Origin of the sequence: Qipengyuania mesophila, from assembly GCF_019711655.1 — a bacterium.
GTDB classification, from domain to species: Bacteria; Pseudomonadota; Alphaproteobacteria; order Sphingomonadales; family Sphingomonadaceae; genus Qipengyuania; species Qipengyuania mesophila.
The window spans coordinates 1,610,840-1,634,416 of the sequence record NZ_JAIGNU010000001.1 but is presented as its reverse complement, the minus strand read 5'-3'; the positions used below and the strand labels follow the sequence as shown (position 1 = coordinate 1,634,416).

Below are 23,577 nucleotides of genomic sequence, written 5' to 3'. Positions count from 1 at the left end.
GGGCGCGAAAATCCACAGTGCTGCACACGCGAAGGCACAATTTCCATCATTGTGCATTGCACAAAGGTAAAGCGGCAGGCAGGATCGTCGTCCTTAGCCGGTGGGAGAGAACGACGGCACACCGGGTCCGCAGGGGATAGTTTTTGCTCTACCACGCCTATGAACTCCAGCGCAGCTGGCTCAATTCGGCCAGCGCCTTCGCCTCGATCGGGGTGGAGATGCTCAACCATCCGGCGCATCCGCTGAACAATTTCGGCCCCATGGGCTATCTCAACATCGGCCCGATGGCGGCGAGCGCGCTCGAAGTCTTCGCCCATGCCACCGCTTCCTACGGCAAGCCGGCGTGGAACATCGAGGCGATCGATGTCGGCGGCCACAGCGATCCGGTGGTCGAGGCGACGGTGGTCAACCGCCCGTTCGGCGACCTCAAGGAGTTCTACCGCGAGAACCTGCCCGAGGATGCGCCGCGGCTGCTGGTCGTGGCCCCGATGAGCGGGCATTACGCCACGCTGCTGCGGGGCACGGTCGAGCGGATGCTGGAAAATTACCGCGTCTTCGTCACCGACTGGTCCGATGCCAAGACCGTGCCGCTGCACGAGGGCACGTTCGATCTCGACGACTACATGGACTACATCGTCGGCTTCCTCGAGCACATCGGCCCGGGTGCGAATGTGATGGCGGTGTGCCAGCCCTCGGTCCCGGTCTTCGCCGCGACCGCGATCATGAACCGCGACGGGCACCCCTGCACGCCGAAGACGCTGACCATGATGGGCGGGCCGATCGACACGCGCCGTTCGCCGACCAGCGTCAACGACCTCGCGATGGAGCGACCGATCGAGTGGTTCCGCCACAATGTCATCGCCACCGTGCCGATGCAGTATCGCGGCGCCGGACGGCAGGTCTATCCGGGATTCATGCAGCTCGCCGGCTTCATGAGCATGAACCTCGGCAACCACATGATGAGCCACTACGAGATGTTCAAACACCTCACCGTGGGCGACGACGAGAGCGCGCAGGCGACCAAGGATTTCTACGACGAATACCGCAGCGTCTGCGACATGACCGCCGAATTCTACCTCCAGACGGTGCAGGAGGTTTTCCAGGACCATGCGCTGCCCAATGGCACCTTCCTCCATCGCGGCAAGCGCATCGACCTTGGCGACATCACCGAAACCGCGCTGCTCGCGATCGAGGGCGAGCGCGACGACATCTCGGGGCTCGGCCAGACCAAGGCCGCGCTCGAGCTGACCCCGCGGCTGGCGGACGACAAGAAGCGCTACTACATGGCCGAGGGAGCGGGCCATTACGGCATCTTCAACGGCAGCAAGTGGCGCGACCGCATCGCCCCGGTGGTCGAAGAGTTCATCGCCAAGCACGGATAAGATCGCGGCGCAGTTTCGACCGTTCCCTGGCAGGCTCCTTTCACCCGCCAGCCGCTGTAGCCTCGGCTCGTTTCCGTGCGTTCAGGGGCACTCGGCCATTGCAGCCAGGCCGGCGACTATCCGCTGGCGCAATTCCGGTCCGTGCCATTCGGCCATCTCGGACAGGTCATGCCCCTCGCCGAGGTGTTCCGCGAGCCACAGGCCCACGAGATAGCCATAGCGCGCCGGAAACCGCGTGGCCTCTCCGCTCATCCCGGTGAAGAGCGGATTGTAGGCTTCGGATCCCGTCGCATCGAGACGCGAACGGACTTCGCAGATTGCTTCCCGGCGACGAGGGTCGAGCGCCGGGCGAATGGGTTCGGGCAGATGCAGGCCGAGTTCGATGTCGCTCGCTCCCGGATTGAGCCGTTCGGCGGTGTATGTCGCCAATCCCTCGCTCCACAGCGAACACCATATCTCGGGGCATTCGCCCATCCTCGGCGAATGGTAGAGATGAAACAGTTCGTGCTGGAGGAAGGGCATGGTGCTCGCCCCCGGATAATATTGCGAAATCGCGTCTGCCCCGAAATAGAGGTTCTCGCCGTCCCCGAAATCCCGCGTCGCCCCGTCGAATTCACCGAGGCTCATCAGCAGATAGACGGGACGCTCGGTGGGGAGCGGGCCGACCGCCGCCTCGAAGCGCGCGATCGCCTGATCGAACCGATCCGCGAATTCGTCGGCCACAGCAAGCGCGGCTTCGCGCTTCTCGGGCCAGCGGGACAGGACATCGGCGCGAAAGCGGTCCGCCGCTTCGGCGCGGTCGCCGAACCGTTCACTGCCATAGAAGCCTGGCAGCGTGTCGGCGAAATGCGCCTCGAGCGCCGACAGCTGCCGATCCGGGGAGGCGTCCGCTTCGGTCTGCAGCACGGCGTCGAACTCATGCGCGTAATCGACCAGCCGCAGCCCCGCTGGTGGCGCCGGAGGCGTCGCGGCTGGCGGCGCGACCGGAGAACAGGCGGCGAGCCCGAGCAGGCTCGCCGCGATCATGGCTCTGAACAAGGATGCGACCCCTTTGGTTGGTGTCAGAAGATCTCGAACAGGCCCGCCGCGCCCATGCCGCCGCCGACGCACATGGTGACGACGCCGTATTTGGCGCCGCGGCGCTTGCCTTCGAGCAGCACGTGGCCGGTGCAGCGCGCGCCGGTCATGCCGTAGGGGTGACCGATCGAGATCGAGCCGCCGTTGACGTTGAGCAGCTCGTCGGGGATGCCGAGCTTGTCGCGGCAGTAGAGCACCTGCACGGCGAAGGCTTCGTTCAGCTCCCAGATGCCGATGTCGTCGACCTTGAGGTCGAAGCGTTCGAGCAGCTTGGGAATGGCGAAGACCGGGCCGATGCCCATCTCGTCGGGCTCGGTGCCCGCGACCGCCATGCCGACATAGCGACCGAGCGGGGTGAGGCCCTTCTTCTCGGCGACCTTGGCTTCCATGAGCACACTGGCCGAGGAACCGTCGGACAGCTGCGAGGCATTGCCCGCGGTGATCGTGGTGCCCGGGCCCATGACCGGCTGCAGGCCCGAGAGGCCTTCGAGCGTGGTCGAGGGACGGTTGCCCTCGTCCTTGGCGATGGTCACCTCGACGTCGGAGATTGCGCCGGTTTCCTTGTCCTGCACCTTGTGCGTGGTGGTGACGGGAACGATTTCGTCGTCGAACAGGCCCGCTTCCTGCGCTGCGGCGGTGCGCTGCTGCGACTGGAGCGCGTATTCGTCCTGCGCCTCGCGGCTGATGCCGTAACGCTTGGCGACCGTTTCGGCGGTCTGCAGCATCGGCATGTAGATCGCGCCGTGCATGGCGATCAGCTCGGGATCGGGCATGACGCGCATTTCCTTGGTCTGCACGAGGCTGATCGATTCCTGCCCGCCGGCAGCGACCACGTCCATGCGATCGGTGATGATCTGCTTGGCGGCGGTGGCGATGCTCATCAGGCCCGAAGAGCACTGGCGGTCGATGGTCATGCCGCTGGTGCCGATCGGGCAGCCCGCGCGCAGCGCGACCTGGCGGGCGAGGTTGCCCGCCTGCGTGCCCTGCTGGAGCGCGCTGCCCCAGAGCACGTCGTCGACCTCGCCGGCGTCGATACCGGCGCGCTCGATCGCGGGCTTGAGCGAATAGGCACCGAGCGTCGGGCCCTTGGTGTCGTTGAACCCGCCCTTGTAGGCGCGACCGATGGCGGTGCGGGCGGTGGAGACGATGACTGCGTCACGCATGGGTATTTCCTTGGTTTGCTAAGTGCCTGATCCTCGCCGGGGAGGAGGGGGAAATCAGACGAAAATCTGGGTAATCCATTCGCAGATCAGGGCGGGCTTTTCCTCGCCCTCGATCTCCATGGTGATCTCGCAGGTCTGCTGCCACTGGCCGGGGCGCTTCTCGATCATCTCGAGCAGCTTCCAGTGGCCGCGGATGCGCTTGCCGCTGCGCACCGGCGAGATGAAACGGGTCTTGTTGCCGCCGTAGTTGACGCCCATTTTCACGCCATCGATCTTGGGCGTGTCCGAATGTGCGCCGAGATAGGGGATCATCGACAGCGTCAGGAAGCCATGCGCGATGGTGCCGCCGAAGGGCGTCATCTTGGCCTTTTCCTCGTCGATATGGATGAACTGGTGGTCGCCAGTGGCATCGGCGAACTGGTTGATCCGTTCCTGGCTCATTTCGACCCATTCGCTGGTGCCGATGGTTTCGCCGACTTTTTCGGCCAGTTCCTGCGGGCTCATCGCGCCTCTCCTCAATCGAAATCTCACGGATTCGCGCGACTCCGGCCGCGCGGTGCGGCGCGAGTCATGGCGCATGGAAAGGGGCCGCGCAACCACGCGAACCGTGCCGTTACGGAATGGCGGGATTGGCCGCAGCCGCCGTGCGGCGTGCCGCGCGCACGGCCTTGCGCTCCGCCTCGGCCTTCGCCGAATCGCGTTTCTTGCAATAGGTCGCCAGCGCGATCTGGAGGCCGATCAGCATCAGGAACACCGGCTGGTAGGCGATTCCCTGGAAGGCGGCGCCGACGAGATAGACGATATTGGCGAATTGCAGCGCGCTGGCGAGCGGCGCCTGCCACTGATCCGCCGGGCCCTCGCGGGTCCGCCATTTGCGGCGGATCCCTTCCATCTGCAGCAGTCCCAGAAGATGCAGCGAGAGCCACAGGATCAGCCCCGGCCAGCCCTGTTCGCCGAGCATTTCGAAGAAGGAGGAATGATAGGCGCGCGCTTCGTCGGTGACCTCTTCGACCCGGGTGATCGAGGTACCGGCCTCCTCGCGCGTTACCGGCAGGCGGTAAGTGAACTTGTTCGAACGATAGGCATCGAACCCGCCACCGAGCGGATGTTCGGCGGCATAGTCGAGCGTCCACATCCACACCTGGACGCGGGTCGAGGCGGATTCGTCCGACTGGACCGAGCCGAGCGTGGCCATGCGGTCGTAATAGCTCGCCGGCAGGAAGGGCAGCGCCATCGCGCCGAGCGCGCCGGCGGCGAGCAGGTACATCAGCCGGTTCTTGACGTCGCGCAGCATCAGCACGCCGAGCACCGCGATGCACAGCAGGCCCGTGCGCGCCTCCGTCCCGACCGGGATCAGCAGGCAGGCGAAGATCAGCAGCGCGGCGAAGGTCTTCACCCGCCAGTCAGGCGGGAAGATCGTGCCGTGCTTGGTGAACCACAGGATGATCGGGATCAGCGCGATCGCCACCGTGGCGAGCGTCGAGCTTTCGTAGATGTTCGAATTGTCGTTCACGAAGAAATAGAGGCTGCCGTAGCCCCCGCCGCCGAGCGCGGTCTTCATCCCGGCGGAAATGATGATCGCGCCCGCGGTGAGCACGAGCACCAGCGCCGCGGCCTCGATCCTCAGGCGGGTGTAGAGCGTGACGGGCAGGAAGATGGCGAAGACCAGCGCCTTCCACACCCACTCCCACTTGAAAGCCGCATCGACCGGGAAATCGGCCCATTGCAGCGTCATGAAGCAGTAGACCAGCAGCGCCAGCAGGATCCCCTGGCGCAGCGTGAAGCGGATGTCGGACTTCGGGTCGGCCACCGCCCAGCCAGCGAAGGCGAGCAGGAAGGCGATCAGCGAGATCGGCAGCATCGGGGTCAGCGTCCAGCCGATCTTCTGCGGCGCGAGGATATCGATATAGAGATAGGCGAGCACCCAGATGAAGGGGCGCCCGAGGCCGAGCAGGAACATGCCCATCACGGTCAGGAACAAGGCAACGTCAAGCATCGCCGCCCCCCTTGCGCCGCCGCTGCCGACGGGCCTCGCGCGGTGTCACGCGGGCTGGCTCGGCAGGAGGGTCCACCAGCTCGTCCTCGCGATCGAGTTGGGCGCGCGCAAAGATGCGCAGCAACGCGATCACGATGAGAACGTGAGTCAGTCCAAGGGCGAAATAGTCGATCACGATGCGGTACTTTCGAGCGGCGTTCCTAATGCACCGCGGTTGACGCCCCGTTAAGCCTAATGTGACAGAGGACACCGCCGATGACCCGCGTGCTGCACATTCTCGACCATTCGCTGCCGCTGCATTCCGGCTATACCTTCCGTACACGCGCGATCCTCAAGAGCCTGCAGGCGGCGGGCGACGAAGTGCGCGCGATCACCGGGCCGCGCCATACCGCGCAGGGTCCGCTGGTGGAGCAGGTCGAGGGTCTCACCTTCAACCGCGTTCCGGGCCCCGTCGGTGGACCGCCGCTCCTTCGCGAATGGCGCGAGATCGAGGCGCTGCGCGCCGGGATCGAGCGGCTTGCGGACGACTGGCGTCCCGATATCCTCCACGCCCACTCGCCCGCCCTGTGCGGCATGGCGGGCCTGCGCGCCGCGCGCCGGCTCGACCTGCCCTTCGTCTACGAGATCCGCGCCTTCTGGGAAGATGCGGCGGTGGGCAATGGCACGGGCAGCGAGAATTCGCTCAAATACCGCCTCACCCGCGCGCTCGAGAACCGCGTGGTGGCCGGGGCCGACACCGTATTCACGATCTGCGACGGGCTGCGGCAGGACCTGATCGCGCGCGGCCACGACGCGGACAAGATCGCACTCTCGCCCAATGGCGTCGACCTGACGCTGTTCGGCGCACCGCCGCCACGCGATGCGGCGCTGGCCGAGCAGCTCGGTCTGGGCGAGGGGCCGGTGATCGGCTTCATCGGCAGTTTCTACGATTACGAGGGGCTCGACGACCTCATCACCGCCATGCCCATGCTCCGGCAAAGGCATCCGCAGGCGCAGCTGCTGCTCGTCGGTGGGGGACCGATGGACGAGGCGTTGCGCGCGCAGGCCGCCGCCTCCACCGCGCGCGAGGCGATCCACTTCACCGGGCGTGTGCCGCATGCCGAGGTCGACCGCTTCTATTCGCTGATCGACGTGCTCGCCTATCCGCGCAAGAAATCGCGCCTCACCGATCTGGTCACGCCGCTCAAGCCGCTCGAAGCGATGGCGCAGGAACGGATCGTCGCCGCGAGCGACGTCGGCGGCCACCGCGAACTGATCGAGGACGGCGTTACCGGCCTGTTGTTCCCGCCCGATAAGCCAGGAAGCATGGCCACCGCCCTCGCGCGCTTCATCGACGAACGTTACCGTTGGCCGGCAATACGCGAGGCGGGCCGTCTTCACGTGTCCGAAAACCATGATTGGTCAAGGAACATAGATCGTTATCAGGCCGTTTACCAAAATCTGCTAGGCAGTGGGAAATCCGCGGCCGCCTGAGCCGCCTGCAATGGGTATTTCGCCACCGATGACCGCCGCCACGCGTCCCGCTCCGATCAGCAGCCACCCGGCCTTCAAATGGGGCGTTGGCGCGTGGTTCGCGCTCTTGCTTGGCCTCGGTCTGTTCGTCATGCCGTCGCAGGTCCACCTGCTGCTGGCCGAACGTCTCGGCCTGAACGGGATGCTGAGCGATCCGGCGACCATCCGCGCCGTGCTGTCGCTCGGTGCCGCGCTGCTCGGCCTGGCCATCGGTCTTGCGCTCGCGCTGCGCGTAATCGCACTCAACGATGTCGCCGCCGAATTCGACGAGCCCGAGGCAGACGACGAGATTTCCGCTGAAGAGCCCGACAATATCTGGTTGCCGGATGCCGGGCCGCAGAAGAACGACTCCCCTTCCAGCCGTCGGACGCATCCGCTCCGGGGATCCGCTGCGAGGCCCGAGGAAACCGAGGGCCCGCCCCCGAGCGTGAACGATGCCCCCCGTCGCCCGTTCAACCCGCGCGAGGACCTGGCCGAGGAAGGCATCGCGCCGTTCCTTCCCGATGCCGACCCGCTCGTCCTCGACGGTGAGGACATCACCGGCGGTCTGGGGGAGGATGTGGTCCTGCCGGAGGCGGAAACGATGCCCGGGGATCCGTATTTCGCCGATGCCTGGCACGGCCCGTTCGACTTTTCGCCCGGTGCGGAAGGACTTGCCGAAACACCGACCGCAATCGAGGAGGAAGACGCCATCGTGCTTCCGCCCGCACCCGCGGCACTCCAGGTTGACGAAGGCGAATGGGACGACGTGGAGTCCGCTCCCGCGTCGGACACGACCGAGCAGCAACTCGAAACCCCGCCGCTCCCCGCAACGGCCCTCGGCGACCTCTCGCTCGAAGCGCTGACCGAACGCCTCGCCCATGCGCTCGAAGCCGCCAAGCCCGGTTCGCCCGACGGGGGCCGCGGAGAGGAGGATCCCGTGATCGCCTTTCTGCGCCGCGAGGCCGAGCGCGATATGTCGGCCACCGGCCCCGGCCATCGCTCGTCCGACCCGCAGGCCGAATTGCGCAGCGCGCTCGACAAGCTGAGCCGCGTCGGCAAGCCGAAATAGATCAAAGCGTTTCCGCTACGACCCTGCGCGCTGAAGCGTAATTCTTGACGCGCGTGAAATTTTGCTACGCTTCTCGCAGTTGCAAAATCTCCATCCTGTCGGCATGACGGCCCTTCGCGCAATTTTGCAGGTGTCGCGCGCGGCACCGCTCGCCCATGCCCCCGCTCGCCCCGCTCCCCCCGCGCGGCAGGTCGGCGGGTACGAAGGAGGACGCAGTATTGATGGGACGCATGCCGCCCCAGGCCACGGGTCTCTACGATCCGCGTAACGAACACGACGCCTGCGGCGTCGGCATGGTCGCGCATATCAAGGGCGCCAAGAGCCATGCCATCATTACCCAGGCGCTCGAAATCCTCGCCAATCTCGACCACCGCGGCGCGGTCGGCGCCGACCCGCTGCTGGGCGACGGTGCGGGCATCCTGCTGCAGGTGCCCGACCCGCTGTTCCGCAAATGGGCGGGCGATCATGGCCACGATCTTCCGCAAGTGGGCGATTACGCCGTCGCCATGTGCTTCCTGCCGCAGGAAGACGAGGCGCGCGACTTCGTCGAGAAGCAGCTCGAACGTTTCGCCGAGAAGGAAGGCCAGCGCGTCATCGGCTGGCGCGACGTGCCGACCACACTCGACGGGCTGGGCAAGGCGGTGGTCGATTCGATGCCGGTCATCCGTCAGTGCGTTATCGCGCGGGGCGAGAACTGCACCGACCAGGACGCCTTCGAGCGCAAGCTCATCGTCATCCGCAAACAGACGCTCAATCCGCTGAAGGCGCTCGAGGCGAAGCACGGCATCGCCGGGCTGAGCCAGGCCTATATCCCGAGCTTTTCCAGCCGCACGGTCGTCTACAAGGGCCTGCTGCTCGCCAACCAGGTCGGCAGTTTCTACGACGATCTACGCGATCCCGACTGCGTTTCGGCGCTCGGGCTCGTCCACCAGCGCTTCAGCACCAACACCTTCCCCAGCTGGCGGCTCGCCCACCCCTATCGCTTCATGGCGCACAATGGCGAGATCAACACCGTTCGCGGAAACGTGAACTGGATGGAGGCCCGCCGCCGGACGATGGAAAGCGAGCTGCTCGGCTCCGACCTCGACAAGATGTGGCCGCTGATCCCGCACGGGCAATCGGATACCGCCTGCCTCGACAATGCGCTCGAGCTGCTGCTGACCGGCGGCTATTCGCTCGCCCATGCGATGATGATGCTCATGCCCGAGGCCTGGGCCAAGGATCCGCTGATCGATCCGGCACGGCGCGCCTTCTACGAATACCACGCCGCGCTGATGGAGCCGTGGGACGGCCCCGCCGCGGTGTGCTTCACCGACGGGCGCCAGATCGGCGCCTGCCTCGATCGCAACGGCCTGCGCCCCGCGCGCTGGTGCACCACCAAGGACGACCTCGTGGTGCTCGCCTCGGAAAGCGGCGTGCTGCCGTTCGACGATGCCGACATCACCCGCAAGTGGCGGTTGCAGCCGGGCCGCATGCTGCTGATCGACCTCGAACAGGGCCGCATCGTCGAGGACGAGGAGCTCAAGGCCGACCTCGCCGCCGCGCAGCCCTACGAGGCCTGGCTCGCCAAGGCGCAGTACAAGCTCGAGGACCTCGACCATATCGAGCCCGACCTGTCGGAAATCACCAAGTCCGAGATTGCGCTGCTCGATCGCCAGCAGGCCTTCGGCTACACGCAGGAGGACATCTCCCGCTTCCTCGAGCCGATGGCGACGGGCGGCGAGGATCCGATCGGCTCGATGGGTACCGACACGCCGATCGCCGTGCTCAGCGATCGCAGCCGGCTGCTCTACGACTATTTCAAGCAGAACTTCGCACAGGTCACCAATCCGCCGATCGACCCGATCCGCGAGGAACTGGTGATGAGCCTGCTGTCGATGATCGGTCCGCGCCCGAACCTGCTCGGTCGCGACGGCGGCACGCACAAGCGCCTCGAGGTCGCGCAGCCGATCCTCACCAACACCGATCTGGCCAAGATCCGCTCGGTCGAGGTCGCGCTCGATGGCGCCTTCCGCACCGCGACGATCGACATCACCTGGGACGCGTCGACCGGGGCCGAGGGCCTCGCCATGGCGCTCAAGGAAATGTGCTGGGCGGCGACCGAGGCGGTGCTCGGCGATGCCAACATCCTGATCCTCTCGGACCGCAACCAGGGCCCCGAACGCATTCCCATGCCCGCGCTGCTCGCCACCGCCGCTGTCCACCACCAGCTGGTCCGTCAGGGCCTGCGGATGCAGACCGGCCTCGTCATCGAGACCGGCGAGGCGCGCGAGGTGCACCACTTCTGCGCGCTCGCGGGCTATGGCGCCGAAGGGATCAACCCCTATCTCGCCTTCGAGACCATCGAGGCCCTGCGCGCCGAGCGCTTCCCCGATCTCGACGCGGACAAGGTCCAGGCGCAGTACGTCAAGGCGGTCGGCAAGGGCATCCTCAAGGTCATGTCCAAGATGGGCATCTCGACCTACCAGTCCTATTGCGGCGCGCAGATCTTCGACGCGGTCGGCCTCAATTCCGAATTCGTCGACGCCTATTTCAACGGCACCGCGACCACCATCGAGGGCATCGGCCTGAAGGAGGTCGCCGAGGAGGCCGTGCTGCGCCACGCGCAGGCCTATGGCGACAACCCGCTCTATGCCGGCATGCTCGATGTGGGCGGCATCTACCAGTACCGCATCCGCGGCGAGGCGCATGCCTGGACCCCGCATTCGGTCGCGCAGTTGCAGCACGCGGTGCGCGGCAACGACCCGAAGAACTACGCGGAGTTCGCTGCGGCGATCAACGAGCAGAGCGAACGCCTGCTGACGATCCGCGGGCTGATGGAGCTGAAGAGCGCCGAACAGCCGCTCGACCTCGACGAGATCGAACCCGCGGTCGAGATCGTCAAGCGCTTCAGCACCGGGGCGATGAGCTTCGGCTCGATCAGCCACGAGGCGCATTCGACGCTCGCCATCGCGATGAATCGCATCGGCGGTCGCTCGAACACCGGCGAAGGCGGCGAGGAGCCCGAGCGTTTCCGTCCGCTCGACAATGGCGATTCGATGCGCAGCCGGATCAAGCAGGTCGCCAGCGGCCGCTTCGGCGTGACCACCGAATATCTGGTCAATTCGGACGACATCCAGATCAAGATGGCGCAGGGTGCCAAGCCTGGAGAGGGCGGGCAGTTGCCCGGCCACAAGGTCGACAAGCGCATCGGCAAGGTGCGCCATTCGACCCCCGGCGTGGGCCTGATCTCGCCGCCGCCGCACCACGATATCTATTCGATCGAGGATCTCGCGCAGCTGATCCACGACCTCAAGAACGTCCAGCCCGACAGCCGCATCTCGGTCAAGCTGGTCTCCGAGGTGGGCGTGGGCACGGTCGCCGCGGGCGTATCCAAGTCCAAGGCCGATCACATCACCATCTCGGGCTATGAGGGCGGCACCGGCGCGAGCCCGCTGACCAGCCTGACGCATGCGGGTTCGCCGTGGGAGATCGGCCTCGCCGAAACGCAGCAGACGCTGCTGCTCAACGATCTGCGCAGCCGCATCGCGGTGCAGGTCGACGGCGGGCTGCGCACCGGTCGCGACGTCGCCATCGGCGCGCTGCTGGGTGCAGACGAGTTCGGCTTTGCCACGGCCCCGCTGATCGCGGCAGGCTGCATCATGATGCGCAAGTGTCACCTCAACACCTGCCCGGTCGGGGTGGCGACGCAGGACCCGGTGCTGCGCAAGCGCTTCACCGGCACGCCCGAACACGTGATCAACTACTTCTTCTTCGTCGCCGAGGAACTGCGGCAGATCATGGCGCAGATGGGCTTCCGCACGGTCGAGGAGATGGTCGGCCGGGTCGACCGGCTCGACATGCGCCGCGTCGAGCGCCACTGGAAGGCGCATGGGGTCGACCTCAAGCGGATCCTCCATGCCGTGCCGCTCAAGGAAGGGCAGAAGCTCCACCATACCGAGAACCAGGACCACGGCCTCGCCGCGGCGATGGACGTCGAGCTGATCGAGGCCTGCAAACCGGCGATCGAGAGCGGACAGGCGGTCCAGCTCACCCGCACCATCCGCAACGTCAACCGCACCGTCGGTGCGATGCTGTCGGGCCGGATCGCCGAGGCCTATGGCCACGCGGGCCTGCCGCAGGACACGATCCGGATCGATTTCACCGGCGTGGCGGGGCAGAGCTTCGGCGCCTGGCTGGCGCATGGCGTGACGCTGAGCCTGACCGGCGATGCCAACGACTATGTCGGCAAGGGCCTCTCGGGCGGCCATATCGCCGTCCGCCCGCCCGAGAAGGCGCCGCGCGAGCCCGGCGAGAACATCATCGTCGGCAACACCGTGCTCTATGGCGCGATCGCGGGCGAGGCCTATTTCGCCGGCGTCGCGGGCGAGCGCTTCGCGGTGCGCAATTCGGGCGCGGTCGCGGTGGTCGAAGGCACCGGCGACCATGGCTGCGAATACATGACCGGGGGTGTGGTTTGCGTTCTCGGCCCGACCGGGCGCAATTTCGCCGCCGGGATGAGCGGCGGCGTGGCCTATGTCTACGATCCGGATCGCCGCTTCGCACAGCTGTGCAACCCGGCGCAGGTCGATGTGCTCGACGTCCGTACGGGCGATGGCGAAGGGGCTGAGAAGAGCTGGGCCAGGCCGCAGCAGCGCCCCGTCTCGGTCGACAATGCCGGGATGGGCGATCCACTCTACCACGATGCCGAGCGATTGAAGGTGCTGGTCGAGCGCCACTTGCTCCACACCGGCTCGGCCAGGGCCCAGGCGCTGCTCGACGACTGGGCGAGCGAGCTGAAGAACTTCCGCAAGGTGATGCCGCGCGACTACGCACGCGCACTCAAGGCACTCGAGGACGAACGCGAACAGGCGGCAATGGAGGCCGCGGAATAATGGGCAAGGAAACCGGCTTTCTCGAATACGAGCGCGAAGACAGGACCTATCGCGACCCCGCGGAGCGGCTGACGAACTACAAGGAGTTCGTGGTCCCGCTGTCGGAAGAGCAGCTGCGCAAGCAGGCCGCGCGCTGCATGAATTGCGGCATCCCCTATTGTCACAACGGCTGTCCGGTGAACAACATCATCCCGGACTGGAACCACCTCGTCTACGAGGACGACTGGAAGCACGCGCTCGAGGTGCTCCATTCGACCAACAATTTTCCCGAATTCACCGGCCGCGTGTGCCCCGCCCCCTGCGAGGCGGCCTGCACGCTCAACATCATGGATTCGCCGGTCACGATCAAAAGCATCGAATGCGCGATCATCGACCGCGGCTTTTCCGAAGGCTGGGTCAAGCCGCAGCTGCCCGAGAAACGCACCGGCAAGTCGGTCGCGGTGATCGGCAGCGGGCCTGCGGGCCTCGCCTGCGCGCAGCAGTTGGCGCGCGCGGGCCACGCGGTGACGGTGTTCGAGAAGGCCGACCGGATCGGCGGGCTGCTGCGCTACGGCATTCCCGACTTCAAGATGGAGAAGCACCTGATCAACCGCCGCGCGGTGCAGATGGAGGCCGAGGGCGTCCAGTTCCGCACCTCGAGCGAGGTCGGGGTCGAGGTCAGCTTCAGCGCCTTGCAGGAGAATTTCGACGCGGTGGTGCTCGCCGGCGGGGCCGAGGAAGCGCGGCGGCTCGACATTCCCGGGGCGGAACTGCCCGGCGTACGGCTGGCGATGGAATTCCTCACCCAGCAGAACAAGCGCAATGCCGGCGACGACGAGGTCCGCGCCGCGCCGCGCGGCAGCCTCACCGCGACGGGCAAGCATGTCATCGTCATCGGCGGCGGCGACACCGGCAGCGACTGCGTCGGGACCAGCAATCGCCAGGGCGCGGCCAGCGTCACCCAGCTCGAGATCATGCCCAAGCCGCCCGAGAAGGAAGACAAGGCGCTGACCTGGCCCGACTGGCCGCTCAAGCTGCGCACCTCCTCGAGCCACGAGGAAGGCGTTGAGCGCGACTGGGCGGTGCTGACCAAGCGCGTGGTCGAGGAAGGCGGCGATGTCGCCGGGCTCGAATGCGTGCGCGTCGAATGGATCGACGGGCGCATGCAGGAAGTGCCCGGGAGCACCTTCACGTTGAAGGCCGACCTGATCCTGCTCGCCATGGGCTTCACCGGGCCCAAGCGGCGCGGGCTGCTCGATCGCGCGGGCGTCGATCTCGATGGACGCGGCAATGTCGCGGCGGACACCGAATGGTATCTCACCAGCGAGCCCAACGTCTTTTCCTGCGGCGACATGCGGCGCGGACAGAGCCTCGTCGTTTGGGCAATCCGCGAAGGGCGCCAATGCGCGCGCGCGGTCGACCTCGCGCTGATGGGGGCGACCGAGCTGCCGCGCTAGGCGCGTGGCCGACATCCTGATCACCGGCTGTTCGGGCGGCGGCAAGACGACGCTGCTCGACGAACTGGCGGCGCGCGGCTGCCGCACCGTCGCCGAGCCCGGCCGCCGCCTGATCGCGCAGGGCATCGCGCCTTGGGACGATGCCGAGGCATTCCTTCGCGCCGCCGCCGACATGGCCATGGCCGATCTCGCCGCACATGCCTCGATCGACGAGCCGGTGTTCTACGATCGTGGGCTGTTCGACGCGCTCGCGGGGCTCGAACGCATTGGTGTCACCCCGGTCGCCGACGCCCTCGGCGAGGAGCGTCCCTATGCCGGCGGGGTGTTCCTCGCCCCGCCCTGGCCCGAAATCTACGCCGAGGATTCGATGCGTCGCCACGATTTCGAGGCTGCCCGCGATGAATACGAGCATCTGGCAGAGCTCCTGCCGAAGCTCGGCTATAGCCCGCTCACCTTGCCCAAACTACCGGTTGGCGACCGCGCAGATTTCGTGCTGCGGAAGCTGGCGATCGCCTAGCCGCCCGCGCCCTGCGTCCGCCCGCGCGCCTGCACCGCGGCGCGGCGCGCCTCGACTTCCTCGGGGCTGACCGCGGAATTGGCGGCGGAGGAGCGTGCGTGTTCGATCACCAGCCCCTCGCCAAAGCTCGCGGCATAGCCCTCGTCGATCAGCGCCTTGTAGGTGGCGAGGAATGCGGGATCCACGCTCGCCATATCGGCCGCGAGCCGACGCGCCTCTGGCAACAACTCCTCGGGCGCGACCACGCGGTTGACCAGCCCCCAGCGTTCGGCGGTTTCGGCATCGAGGAAATTGCCGGTGAAGCTCAGTTCCTTGGCGCGGCTGATGCCGATCATCCGGCTCAGTTTCTGCGACAGCCCCCAGCCGGGGACGATCCCGACGCGTGCATGCGTATCGGCGAAGCGCGCATTGGTGCTGGCGACCAGCACGTCGCAGGCCAGCGCGACCTCGAAGCCGCCGGTGATGGCGACGCCGTTGATCGCCCCGATCACCGGCTTGCGGCACTGCTCGATAGCCTTGACCGGGTTCTCGTCCGCCCCCTCTGCATTGGCCGCGCCGAGCGCGCCCTCCTGCGAGCCGAGCTCCTTGAGGTCGAGCCCGGCGGTGAAGGCCCTTGTCCCCGCGCCGGTCAGGATGACCGCGCGGACGGCATCGTCGGCATCGAGTTCCTTCATCACCTCGTAGAGCCGGTGGCGGAGCGCTTTCGACAGCGCATTCATCGCCTCGGGGCGGTTGAGGGTGACGGTGGCGATACCGTCGGCGATCTCGGTCAGGATCAGCTGGGTCATGCAGATAGCCTAGCCGATAGGTTGCGACTTGCAATCGTCCCGCCACTCGCGTTCAGTGACAGCGAGAGGAGAGACATCAATGGCATTCAAACCCTTCGACCTCACCGGCAAGGTGGCGGTGGTCACCGGCGGCAACAGCGGCATCGGCCTGGGCATGGCTGAAGGGCTGGCGGCGGCGGGCGCGGATGTCGCGATCTGGGGCCGCAACGCGGACAAGAACGCCGCCGCGCTGGAGCGGCTGAAGGCGCATGGCAGGCGCGCCGAGGCGCTGGCGGTCGACGTCTCCGACGAAGCGGCGGTGGTCGACGCGATGGCCGAAAGCCTCGCGCGGCTCGGGCGGATCGACTGCTGCATCGCCAATGCCGGGGTCGGTGGCGGCGCACCGCTGACCGAGCAGACCACCGAACAATGGCGCAAGGTCACCACGGTCAATCTCGACGCGGTATTCTGGACCTTCCGCGAGGCGGCGAAGCACATGGTCGCGCGCGCCGAGGAGGGCGACAAGGGCGGATCGCTTCTGGTCACCTCGAGCGTGTCGGCGATCCACGGCGCACCGCAGAACCAGGCCTATGCCGCGACCAAGGCGGGCGTGCTGGCGATGGTGCGCGGGACCGCGGTCGAACTGGCACGCCACGGCATTCGCGCCAACGCTGTCCTGCCCGGATGGATCGCCACCGAGATGACCGAGCGGTTGCAAAAATGGGACGCGTTCAACGAAAAGGCGATCGGCCGCGTGCCCATGCGCCGCTGGGGCGAGGGCGAGGATTTCGCCGGCATCGCGGTCTATTTCGCCAGCGACGCGAGCACATTCCACACCGGCGATTCGGTGGTGATCGACGGCGGCTATTCGATCTTCTGACGACGAATTTTCCTACACGCCGCCGGGGTGGTAGGGGGGCGGCCGGTTCTTTCGCATCGTCGATCCGCCGGAGGTTTTTGCCTCCGCCCTCCGTGTCCGTCCGGTGGCCGGAGCGAGCCTTTTCGTTCGCAATATCAGCCGGATGGGGCAAGCGAGCGAAGGTGACACGGTGTCACCTTTGTCCGCCTACACCGCCCAGTCGATGGCGCCACGTCCGTGTTCTTCGAGAAAGGCATTGGTGCGGCTGAAGGGCCGGCTCCCGAAGAAACCGCGATGCGCCGAAAGCGGGCTGGGGTGCGGGCTCTCGATCACGCAATGCCGCCCATTCCTGAGGCCCGCGACCCGCTTCGCCTTGGCCTGCGCATGGCTGCCCCAGAGGATGAAGACCGAGGGCGCCTCGCGCGCCGCCACCGCCGCGACGCAGGCATCGGTGATCGCGTCCCAGCCGCGCCCCGCATGGCTCCCCGCATTCCCTGCCTCGACCGTCAGCGTGTTGTTGAGCAGCAGCACGCCCTGTCGCGCCCATTTGCTCAGATCGCCGTGCTCGGGCCGCTCCAGGCCGAGATCGGTCTCGAGCTCCTTGTAGATATTGACCAGGCTCGGCGGCACTTTGACCCCTTCGGGCACGGCGAAGCACAGGCCCATCGCCTGCCCCGGCCCGTGATAGGGGTCCTGCCCGAGGATCACGACCTTGACCGCGTCGAGCGGGGTCAGCTCGAGCGCCTTCAGCCGGCAGCCGCGTGAGGGATAGATCGTCTTGCCGTCGCGCTCCTCGGCGACGAGGAAGCCGCCCAGCCGCCGCGCCTCGGCGCTCGCCAGGACGGGGTCGAGCACGGGCTTCCAGCTTGGCGGCACGCTTTCGGTCATGCGGGCGATTGTAGGGCCTGCTGCGCGAGGGACCAGTCCGCCCTTCCCTACAATCCCCGATGCGCCTAAGGCCTCGCGCATGGCAGTGCATTTCCACGAAGAAGACCTCCCCGCAGGCGTGCTCGCCGATGGCCCGGTGGCCGTCGATACCGAAACCATGGGCCTGGTGACGATCCGCGACCGGCTGTGCGTCGTCCAGATCAGCGACGGCAATGGCGACGAGCACCTCGTCCGCTTCGGCCCCGACAGCACCTACGACGCGCCCAATCTCAAGGCCGTGCTGGGCGATCCGAACCGGCTCAAGCTGTTCCACTTCGCGCGCTTCGACCTTGCCGCGATCGAGCACTACCTCGGCGTGATGGCGACGCCCTGCTATTGCACCAAGATCGCCAGCAAGCTGGTGCGCACCTATACCGACCGCCATGGCCTCAAGATGCTGGTCGAGGAACTGCTCGGCGAGAACATCTCCAAGGCGCAGCAGTCGAGCGACTGGGGCGGGCCCGAACTGTCCGATGCGCAACGCGAATACGCCGCCTCCGACGTGCGCTATCTTCACCGGATGAAAGAGGAACTCGACCGCCGGCTCGAGCGCGAGGGCCGCAGCGGACTGGCGCAGGCCTGTTTCGAATTCCTCCCGACGCGCGCACGGCTCGATGTCGCCGGCTGGGCCGATCACGACATCTTCAGCCACATGTAAGGGTCACGCAGGCAGGCAAGCTCCATGGCATCCCGGCAACGCAGGATAGAGACGGCCGAAGCCAAGGAACGGCGGCACGAGCGCCAGCACTGGGCCGAGCCCGGCGGCTCGCACGACCGCCTCGTCGCCTTCCTCGCGCGCGCCCTGCCGATGGCCGTCGGCGTGCTCGCCGCGCTGATGGTGGTGACCCCGCTGTCCCCGCGCGGCGAGGTCAGCTTCCTGCTCGACCGCAACAAGGTGGCGATCATCAAGGAGCGGCTGCGGGTCGACAATGCGCTCTATCGCGGCGCCGACGACAAGGGCCGCCCCTTCTCGCTGACCGCGGGCGAAGCCGTCCAGCGATCGAGCGCCGAAGGCATCGTCCGGATGAACAATCTCGTCGCGCGGCTGCTGCTCGACGAAGGCCCCGCGCGCATTTCCGCCCGCGCCGGGCAATACGATATCGACCAGGAGGTCGTCTCGATCATCGGCCCGATGAACTTGGTGGCCGCCGACGGCTATCGCATGCTCTCGCGCGACGTCTCGCTCGACCTCGCCCAAAAGCGCCTCGTCGGGAGCGGCGGCGTCGACGGTGCGATCCCCGCCGGGACCTTCCGCGCCGACCGCTTGACCGCCGATCTCTCGGCGCGCACCATCACCCTGTCGGGCAATGCGCGGCTGCGCATGGCGCCCGGAAAGCTGAGGATGCCCTGATGAAGCCCCTGTTTCTCACCATGGCCCGCTGGGGCATCGGCTCCTTCGCCGTGACCGCTGTCGCCTTCGCCGGCATGCAGCTGTCGGCACAGGCCATCGCCGGGCACAATTCGAACGCTCCGGTGAGCTATGCCGCCGACCGGATCGAGCTGCAGGACAGGCAGAACCGCGTCGTGCTGTCGGGCAATGTCCAGATCACGCAGGCGGGCCTGAACCTCAGCGCGGCGCGCACGATCGTGAACTACACCGACAGCGGCAGCCTCAAGATCCAGCGGATCATGGCCACCGGCGGGGTCAATGTGACGCGCGGCAACGAGCGTGCCCGCGGCGATACGGCGGTCTACGATTTCAACCGCCGGATCATCACCATGGCGGGCAATGTCCGCCTCAACCGCGGCGGCGACACGCTCAATGGCGGGCGGCTGGTGATCGACCTCGCCAGCGGCGTGTCGAGCGTCGACGGGCGCGCCAGCGGCTCCTCCTCGGTTACCGGGCAAGGCGAATCGGGCGGGCGCGTGACGGGCACCTTCTCGGTCCCCGAGAACTGATTTCGGGCTAGCGCGCCCGGGCGCCCGCGACCCGCGCGATCTCGGCGAGCCCCTGCGCGAGCAGCAGCTCGGCGGCCTGGCTGTTGGTCAGCAGTTCGCGGTGGAGCGTCACCAGTCGCTGGGTCAACCGGTCGAGCTTGTCGCCGTGGCGCCAGAGGCCGAACTGCTGACCGATCTCGCGCTTCTCCTTGAAGAAGATCCCGAGCCGCGCTTCTTCCCCCCGGTCGAGATCGCCGAAGGAGCGGCTACCCAGCGTCGCGGCGATCCGCGCCAGCTGCGCCGCGCGCCGTTCGAAGGCGAGCAGCACGCCGACCGGGTTAAGGCCGAGCTGCTTCATCCGCGCCAGCTCGACCCCGAGCTTGGCAGCCTGCCCGCCGAGCACGGCGTTGACCAGCGGCGCGAACCCGTCGTCCTCGCTCGCCGCACCGATCGCGTCGAGGTCTTCCTCGGTCGCAGCCTGCGGGCTCTGCGCGCTCGCATCGAGATAGAGCGCCAGCTTCTCGACCTCGCTCCGGGCGAGGCGCACGTCGAGATTGGCGGCGCGCGCAATCCGTTCGGCGAGATCCCCGCCAAGCCGGACGCCGGCCCCGTCGGCCAGCGCACGCACGCTCTTGGTCACCGATGGCAGGTCGGGCGGATAGAACATCGCCACCAGCGCATCCTTGCGCTTCTCGAGCAGCTTGGCGGTGCGTGACTTGTCGGTCGCCGAGGTGGCGACGATGACCACCGGGCAGGCCTCGCCTGCCCCCGAATCGCCCGTTTCGACCAGCACCTTGAGCGCCTCGTGCGCCTCGTCCCCGCTGGCGCGGACCCAGATGTGGCGCTGGTCGCCGAACAGCGAGGTCGTGCGTGCTTCGTCACCCAGCTTCGCCGGGTCGCTGCGCAGTTCGGCGCCCGACATCTCGACCCGCTCGCCCGGTTCGGGGAGCCAGCTGACGAGATCGTTAGCCGCGGCGCTCGCGCCGGCCTCGTCCTGCCCGCAGAAGAAGAAGATGCCGCAGCCCTGCGCGGCACCGCGCCCTTTGGCCGCGAAATCGCGGTTGGTGAGCTTCACTGTCCGGCGCGCAGCGCCCACGCGACGCGCGTCACGATCCGCTGGGCGAGGTCCTGCGACAGATTCTCGAGCGCAGTCTGCTCGGCCGCGATGACGGCGTACTCGCTCGACACCACGTCGATCCCGGCGTCCGATCCGTCGGTCGCGTCGAGCACGATCTCGCCGCTGGTCAGGTCGATCAGCTGGTAGCGCGCGCGCAAGGTGCGGCGCTCGCGACTGATCGTATCGTCGCGCAGCACGGCGAGGCCCTCGAGCTGGTCGTCGAGCCTGACCTCGATCCGATATTGCGGGCTCGCCTGCCCCGCGGCGGCAAAGCGTTCCTCGAGCGCGCTGCGCACCAGCCAGCCGGCGCGCCCCTCGATCGGCGCGACCTCGATTGCCGCGAGCGATTGCGCCACCGCGCCGCTGCCGCCGCCCGCATACATGGGCGAGAGGCCGCATGCCGACAGGAGTGCAAGGGCGAGGCTGGCGAAGAGGATGCGCATCAGGTGACGATATTCACCAATCTGTCGGGCACGACAATGACCTTGCGAATTTCGGCCCCGTCGATCGAGCGCTGGACGTTTTCCGACGCGAGCGCCATCGCCTCGAGCGTGTCCTTCGAGGCACCCTTGGGCGCGGTCAGCGTATCGCGCAGCTTGCCCTTGTGCTGGACGGCGATGGTGACTTCGTCCTCGACCAGCAGCGCCGGATCGACTTCGGGCCAGGGCGCGTCGGCGACAAGGCCGCCTTCGCCGAGCGACGCCCATGCTTCTTCGGCGAGATGCGGCATCATCGGCGCGACCAACTGCACGAGTGTGCGGATCGCGGCAGAACGGCTGGCCGAAGCGGCGGCCTTCTCGACCGCGCCGGTGAGTTCGTAGATCCGCGCGACGGCCTTGTTGAAGCCCAGCGCCTCGATGTCGTCGGCGACAGCTGCGACGGTCTGGTGCGTCTTGCGATCGAGCGACTTGTCCTCGCCCTCGGCGCCTGCGTCATAGGCAGAGAACAGGCGCCAGAGGCGATGGACAAAGCGGCTGCAGCCCTCGATGCCTGCCTCTGACCAGGGCAGGTCGCGTTCGGGCGGGCTGTCGGAAAGCATGAACCAGCGCACTGCGTCGGCGCCATAGGTGTCGATGATGGTGTCGGGGTCGACGACGTTCTTCTTCGACTTCGACATCTTGATGACGCGACCGATTTCGACCTCGCCGCCATCGTCCTTGAGCAGCGCGCGCTCGGCCTCGCGGCTGATTTCTTCGGGCGCGTAGTAGACGGTCTTGCCGCCTTCCTTGCGGCTGTAGGTCTCATGCGTCACCATGCCCTGCGTGAAGAGCGAGGCGAATGGTTCCTTCACCTCGATCTGGCCCATGCGGGCCAGTGCCCGGGTCCAGAAGCGGGCGTAGAGCAGGTGCAGGATCGCATGCTCGATCCCGCCGATATATTGTTCGACCGGCAGCCATTTGGCGACTTCCTCGCGGTCGAAGGGCTTGTCGGCGGGCTGGCTGGCGAAACGCAGGAAATACCACGAACTGTTGGTGAAGGTGTCGAGCGTGTCGGTTTCGCGCTCCGCCTTTCCGCCGCATTTGGGGCAGTCGACGTGCTTCCACGTCGGATGGCGCAACAGCGGATTGCCGGGTGTCTGGAAATCGACGTCTTCGGGCAGCACGACGGGAAGCTGGGCCTTGGGCACGGGCACCACGCCGCATGCGCCGCAGTGGATGAAGGGGATCGGCGTGCCCCAGTAGCGCTGGCGGCTGACACCCCAGTCGCGCAGGCGCCAGACGGTCTTGCCTTCGCCGCGACCCTGTTCCTCGATGCGGCGGATGATCTCGCGCTTGGCCTCCTCGACTTCCATTCCGTCGAGGAAGTCCGAATTCACCAGAACGCCTTCGCCGGGTTCGGCTTCGCCGTCGAAGGGCTTGCCCGCATCGTCGACGCTCGGCGCCACCACGCGCGGTATCGGTAGGCCGTATTTGGTGGCGAATTCGAAGTCGCGCTGGTCGTGGCCCGGCACCGCCATGATCGCCCCGGTGCCGTAATCCATGAGCACGAAATTCGCGATGAAGACCGGCAGGTGTTCGCCGGTGAAGGGATGCTTCGCGCCGATCCCGGTATCGAAGCCGAGCTTTTCCGCCGTCTCGAGTTCGGCAGCGGTGGTGCCGCCCTTCTTGCACAATTCGATGAACTTCGCCGCGTCGCAGTTCTGCGCGGCGACGCCCTGCGCCACCGGGTGATCGGCGGCGACCGCGACGAAGCTTGCGCCGAAGATCGTGTCGGGGCGCGTGGTGTAGACCGGCAGCGTGTCGCCATTCGACAGATCGAAGCGGAATTCGAGTCCACGCGACTTGCCGATCCAGTTCTCCTGCATCAGCCGGACCTTGTCGGGCCAGTCGTCGAGTGTGCCGAGGCCGTCGAGGAGATCCTCGGCGAAATCGGTGATGCGCATGAACCACTGGTTGAGCTTGCGTCGCTCGACCTCGGCGCCCGAGCGCCAGCCCTTGCCGTCGATCACCTGTTCGTTGGCGAGCACGGTCATATCGACCGGGTCCCAGTTGACCTCGCTCTCCTTGCGATAGACCAGCCCGGCCTCGTACATGTCGAGGAACAGCGCCTGTTCGTGGCCGTAGTATTCGGGCTCGCAGGTGGCGAGTTCGCGGCTCCAGTCGAGCGCGAAGCCCAGCCGCTTCAGCTGAGCCTTCATGTGTTCGATATTGTCGCGGGTCCAGCCGCCGGGGTGGACGCCTTTCTCCATGGCGGCGTTTTCCGCCGGCATGCCGAAGGCGTCCCAGCCCATCGGGTGCAGCACTTCGAACCCGCGCGCCTTCTTGTAGCGCGCCAGCACGTCGCCCATCGTGTAATTGCGCACATGGCCGATATGGATGCGCCCCGAGGGATAGGGGAACATCTCGAGCACGTAGCTCTTGGGCTTGGGGGAATCGCTGTCGGCGCGGAAGGTCTGCGCCTCATCCCACGCATTTTGCCAGCGCGCATCGGCGCCGGCCGGATCGAAACGGGTATCGCTGCTCATAGGGAGCCGCGTTTACGGATTTTGCAGCCTATTGGAAGGCGCTTTTGCCGGGCGCC

The 23,577-nt window shown here is 66.9% G+C and carries 20 protein-coding genes; 10 read left to right on the top strand and 10 right to left on the bottom strand.

Going from position 1 to position 23,577, the window contains the following annotated elements; translation table 11 throughout:
* Positions 1–143: 143 nt before the first annotated feature.
* The gene (locus K3181_RS08200) at positions 144–1,382 is read left to right on the top strand and encodes a polyhydroxyalkanoate depolymerase (protein ID WP_221602510.1); all 1,239 of its coding nucleotides are present in this window, start codon (positions 144–146) and stop codon (positions 1,380–1,382) included.
* 81 nt (positions 1,383–1,463) lie between these two features.
* On the opposite strand, the gene K3181_RS08195 is transcribed toward K3181_RS08200, so the two are convergent.
* The 5 genes from K3181_RS08195 to K3181_RS08175 form a co-directional block, all read right to left on the bottom strand.
* A complete protein-coding gene (locus tag K3181_RS08195) occupies positions 1,464–2,420 on the bottom strand; it encodes a hypothetical protein (RefSeq protein ID WP_221602509.1) in 957 nt (318 codons plus the stop codon).
* 23 nt (positions 2,421–2,443) lie between these two features.
* Positions 2,444–3,622: an acetyl-CoA C-acyltransferase gene (locus K3181_RS08190; RefSeq protein WP_221602508.1), complete on the bottom strand. Its 1,179-nt coding sequence runs from the start codon at positions 3,620–3,622 to the stop codon at positions 2,444–2,446.
* A gap of 54 nt (positions 3,623–3,676) precedes the next feature.
* Positions 3,677–4,126 carry a MaoC family dehydratase gene (locus tag K3181_RS08185; RefSeq protein ID WP_221602507.1) on the bottom strand — a complete coding sequence of 150 codons (450 nt, stop codon included), beginning with the start codon at positions 4,124–4,126 and terminating at the stop codon, positions 3,677–3,679.
* A gap of 109 nt (positions 4,127–4,235) precedes the next feature.
* On the bottom strand, positions 4,236–5,618 hold the full coding sequence (locus K3181_RS08180; protein WP_221602506.1) for a DUF5935 domain-containing protein: 1,383 nt from the start codon (positions 5,616–5,618) through the stop codon (positions 4,236–4,238).
* Entirely contained in the window at positions 5,611–5,793 is a 183-nt protein-coding gene (locus K3181_RS08175; protein WP_221602505.1) for a hypothetical protein, read from the bottom strand. The genes K3181_RS08180 and K3181_RS08175 overlap by 8 nt, the downstream gene beginning before the upstream one ends.
* A gap of 80 nt (positions 5,794–5,873) precedes the next feature.
* Here K3181_RS08175 and K3181_RS08170 point away from each other — a divergent pair, with 80 nt between their 5' ends.
* The 5 genes from K3181_RS08170 to K3181_RS08150 all read left to right on the top strand — a co-directional run bounded on the left by K3181_RS08170 (position 5,874) and on the right by K3181_RS08150 (position 15,008).
* Entirely contained in the window at positions 5,874–7,091 is a 1,218-nt protein-coding gene (locus K3181_RS08170; RefSeq protein WP_221602504.1) for a TIGR04063 family PEP-CTERM/XrtA system glycosyltransferase, read from the top strand.
* Positions 7,092–7,101: 10 nt separating this feature from the next.
* Entirely contained in the window at positions 7,102–8,181 is a 1,080-nt protein-coding gene (locus K3181_RS08165) for a hypothetical protein (RefSeq protein WP_221602503.1), read from the top strand.
* A gap of 221 nt (positions 8,182–8,402) precedes the next feature.
* A complete protein-coding gene (gltB, locus tag K3181_RS08160; protein WP_221602502.1) occupies positions 8,403–13,055 on the top strand; it encodes a glutamate synthase large subunit in 4,653 nt (1,550 codons plus the stop codon).
* A complete protein-coding gene (locus tag K3181_RS08155) occupies positions 13,055–14,491 on the top strand; it encodes a glutamate synthase subunit beta (RefSeq protein WP_221602501.1) in 1,437 nt (478 codons plus the stop codon). The genes gltB and K3181_RS08155 overlap by 1 nt, the downstream gene beginning before the upstream one ends.
* 4 nt (positions 14,492–14,495) lie before the next feature.
* On the top strand, positions 14,496–15,008 hold the full coding sequence (locus K3181_RS08150) for an AAA family ATPase (protein ID WP_221602500.1): 513 nt from the start codon (positions 14,496–14,498) through the stop codon (positions 15,006–15,008).
* Here K3181_RS08150 and K3181_RS08145 read toward each other — a convergent pair.
* Entirely contained in the window at positions 15,005–15,796 is a 792-nt protein-coding gene (locus K3181_RS08145; protein WP_221602499.1) for an enoyl-CoA hydratase, read from the bottom strand. The two genes, K3181_RS08150 and K3181_RS08145, sit on opposite strands and share 4 nt — an antisense overlap.
* A gap of 79 nt (positions 15,797–15,875) precedes the next feature.
* Here K3181_RS08145 and K3181_RS08140 point away from each other — a divergent pair, with 79 nt between their 5' ends.
* Positions 15,876–16,655, top strand: a complete 780-nt coding sequence (locus K3181_RS08140) for an SDR family NAD(P)-dependent oxidoreductase (protein ID WP_221602498.1) — start codon at positions 15,876–15,878, stop codon at positions 16,653–16,655.
* Positions 16,656–16,841: 186 nt separating this feature from the next.
* On the opposite strand, the gene K3181_RS08135 is transcribed toward K3181_RS08140, so the two are convergent.
* On the bottom strand, positions 16,842–17,522 hold the full coding sequence (locus K3181_RS08135) for a uracil-DNA glycosylase (RefSeq protein WP_221602497.1): 681 nt from the start codon (positions 17,520–17,522) through the stop codon (positions 16,842–16,844).
* A gap of 79 nt (positions 17,523–17,601) precedes the next feature.
* On the opposite strand from K3181_RS08135, the gene K3181_RS08130 reads away from it, so the two are divergent.
* Genes K3181_RS08130 through K3181_RS08120 form a run of 3 tightly spaced genes read left to right on the top strand, consistent with a single transcriptional unit; the run spans position 17,602 to position 19,460 of the window.
* Entirely contained in the window at positions 17,602–18,219 is a 618-nt protein-coding gene (locus K3181_RS08130) for a ribonuclease D (protein ID WP_221602496.1), read from the top strand.
* Positions 18,220–18,243: 24 nt separating this feature from the next.
* Complete coding sequence (gene lptC, locus K3181_RS08125) at positions 18,244–18,912, top strand: LPS export ABC transporter periplasmic protein LptC (protein ID WP_221602495.1); 669 nt, start codon at positions 18,244–18,246, stop codon at positions 18,910–18,912.
* Positions 18,912–19,460 (top strand): LptA/OstA family protein, encoded by a 549-nt coding sequence (locus tag K3181_RS08120; protein WP_221602494.1) that lies wholly within the window; start codon positions 18,912–18,914, stop codon positions 19,458–19,460. Before lptC ends, K3181_RS08120 begins: the two co-directional genes overlap by 1 nt.
* A 7-nt stretch (positions 19,461–19,467) precedes the next feature.
* On the opposite strand, the gene holA is transcribed toward K3181_RS08120, so the two are convergent.
* From holA to leuS, 3 genes are read right to left on the bottom strand one after another with little or no spacing between them, the layout of a single operon-like run.
* Positions 19,468–20,514 carry a DNA polymerase III subunit delta gene (holA, locus tag K3181_RS08115; RefSeq protein WP_221602493.1) on the bottom strand — a complete coding sequence of 349 codons (1,047 nt, stop codon included), beginning with the start codon at positions 20,512–20,514 and terminating at the stop codon, positions 19,468–19,470.
* The gene (lptE, locus tag K3181_RS08110; protein WP_221602492.1) at positions 20,511–20,999 is read right to left on the bottom strand and encodes an LPS assembly lipoprotein LptE; all 489 of its coding nucleotides are present in this window, start codon (positions 20,997–20,999) and stop codon (positions 20,511–20,513) included. Before lptE ends, holA begins: the two co-directional genes overlap by 4 nt.
* Positions 20,999–23,521 carry a leucine--tRNA ligase gene (leuS, locus tag K3181_RS08105; protein WP_221602491.1) on the bottom strand — a complete coding sequence of 841 codons (2,523 nt, stop codon included), beginning with the start codon at positions 23,519–23,521 and terminating at the stop codon, positions 20,999–21,001. The genes lptE and leuS overlap by 1 nt, the downstream gene beginning before the upstream one ends.
* Positions 23,522–23,577: the final 56 nt, after the last annotated feature.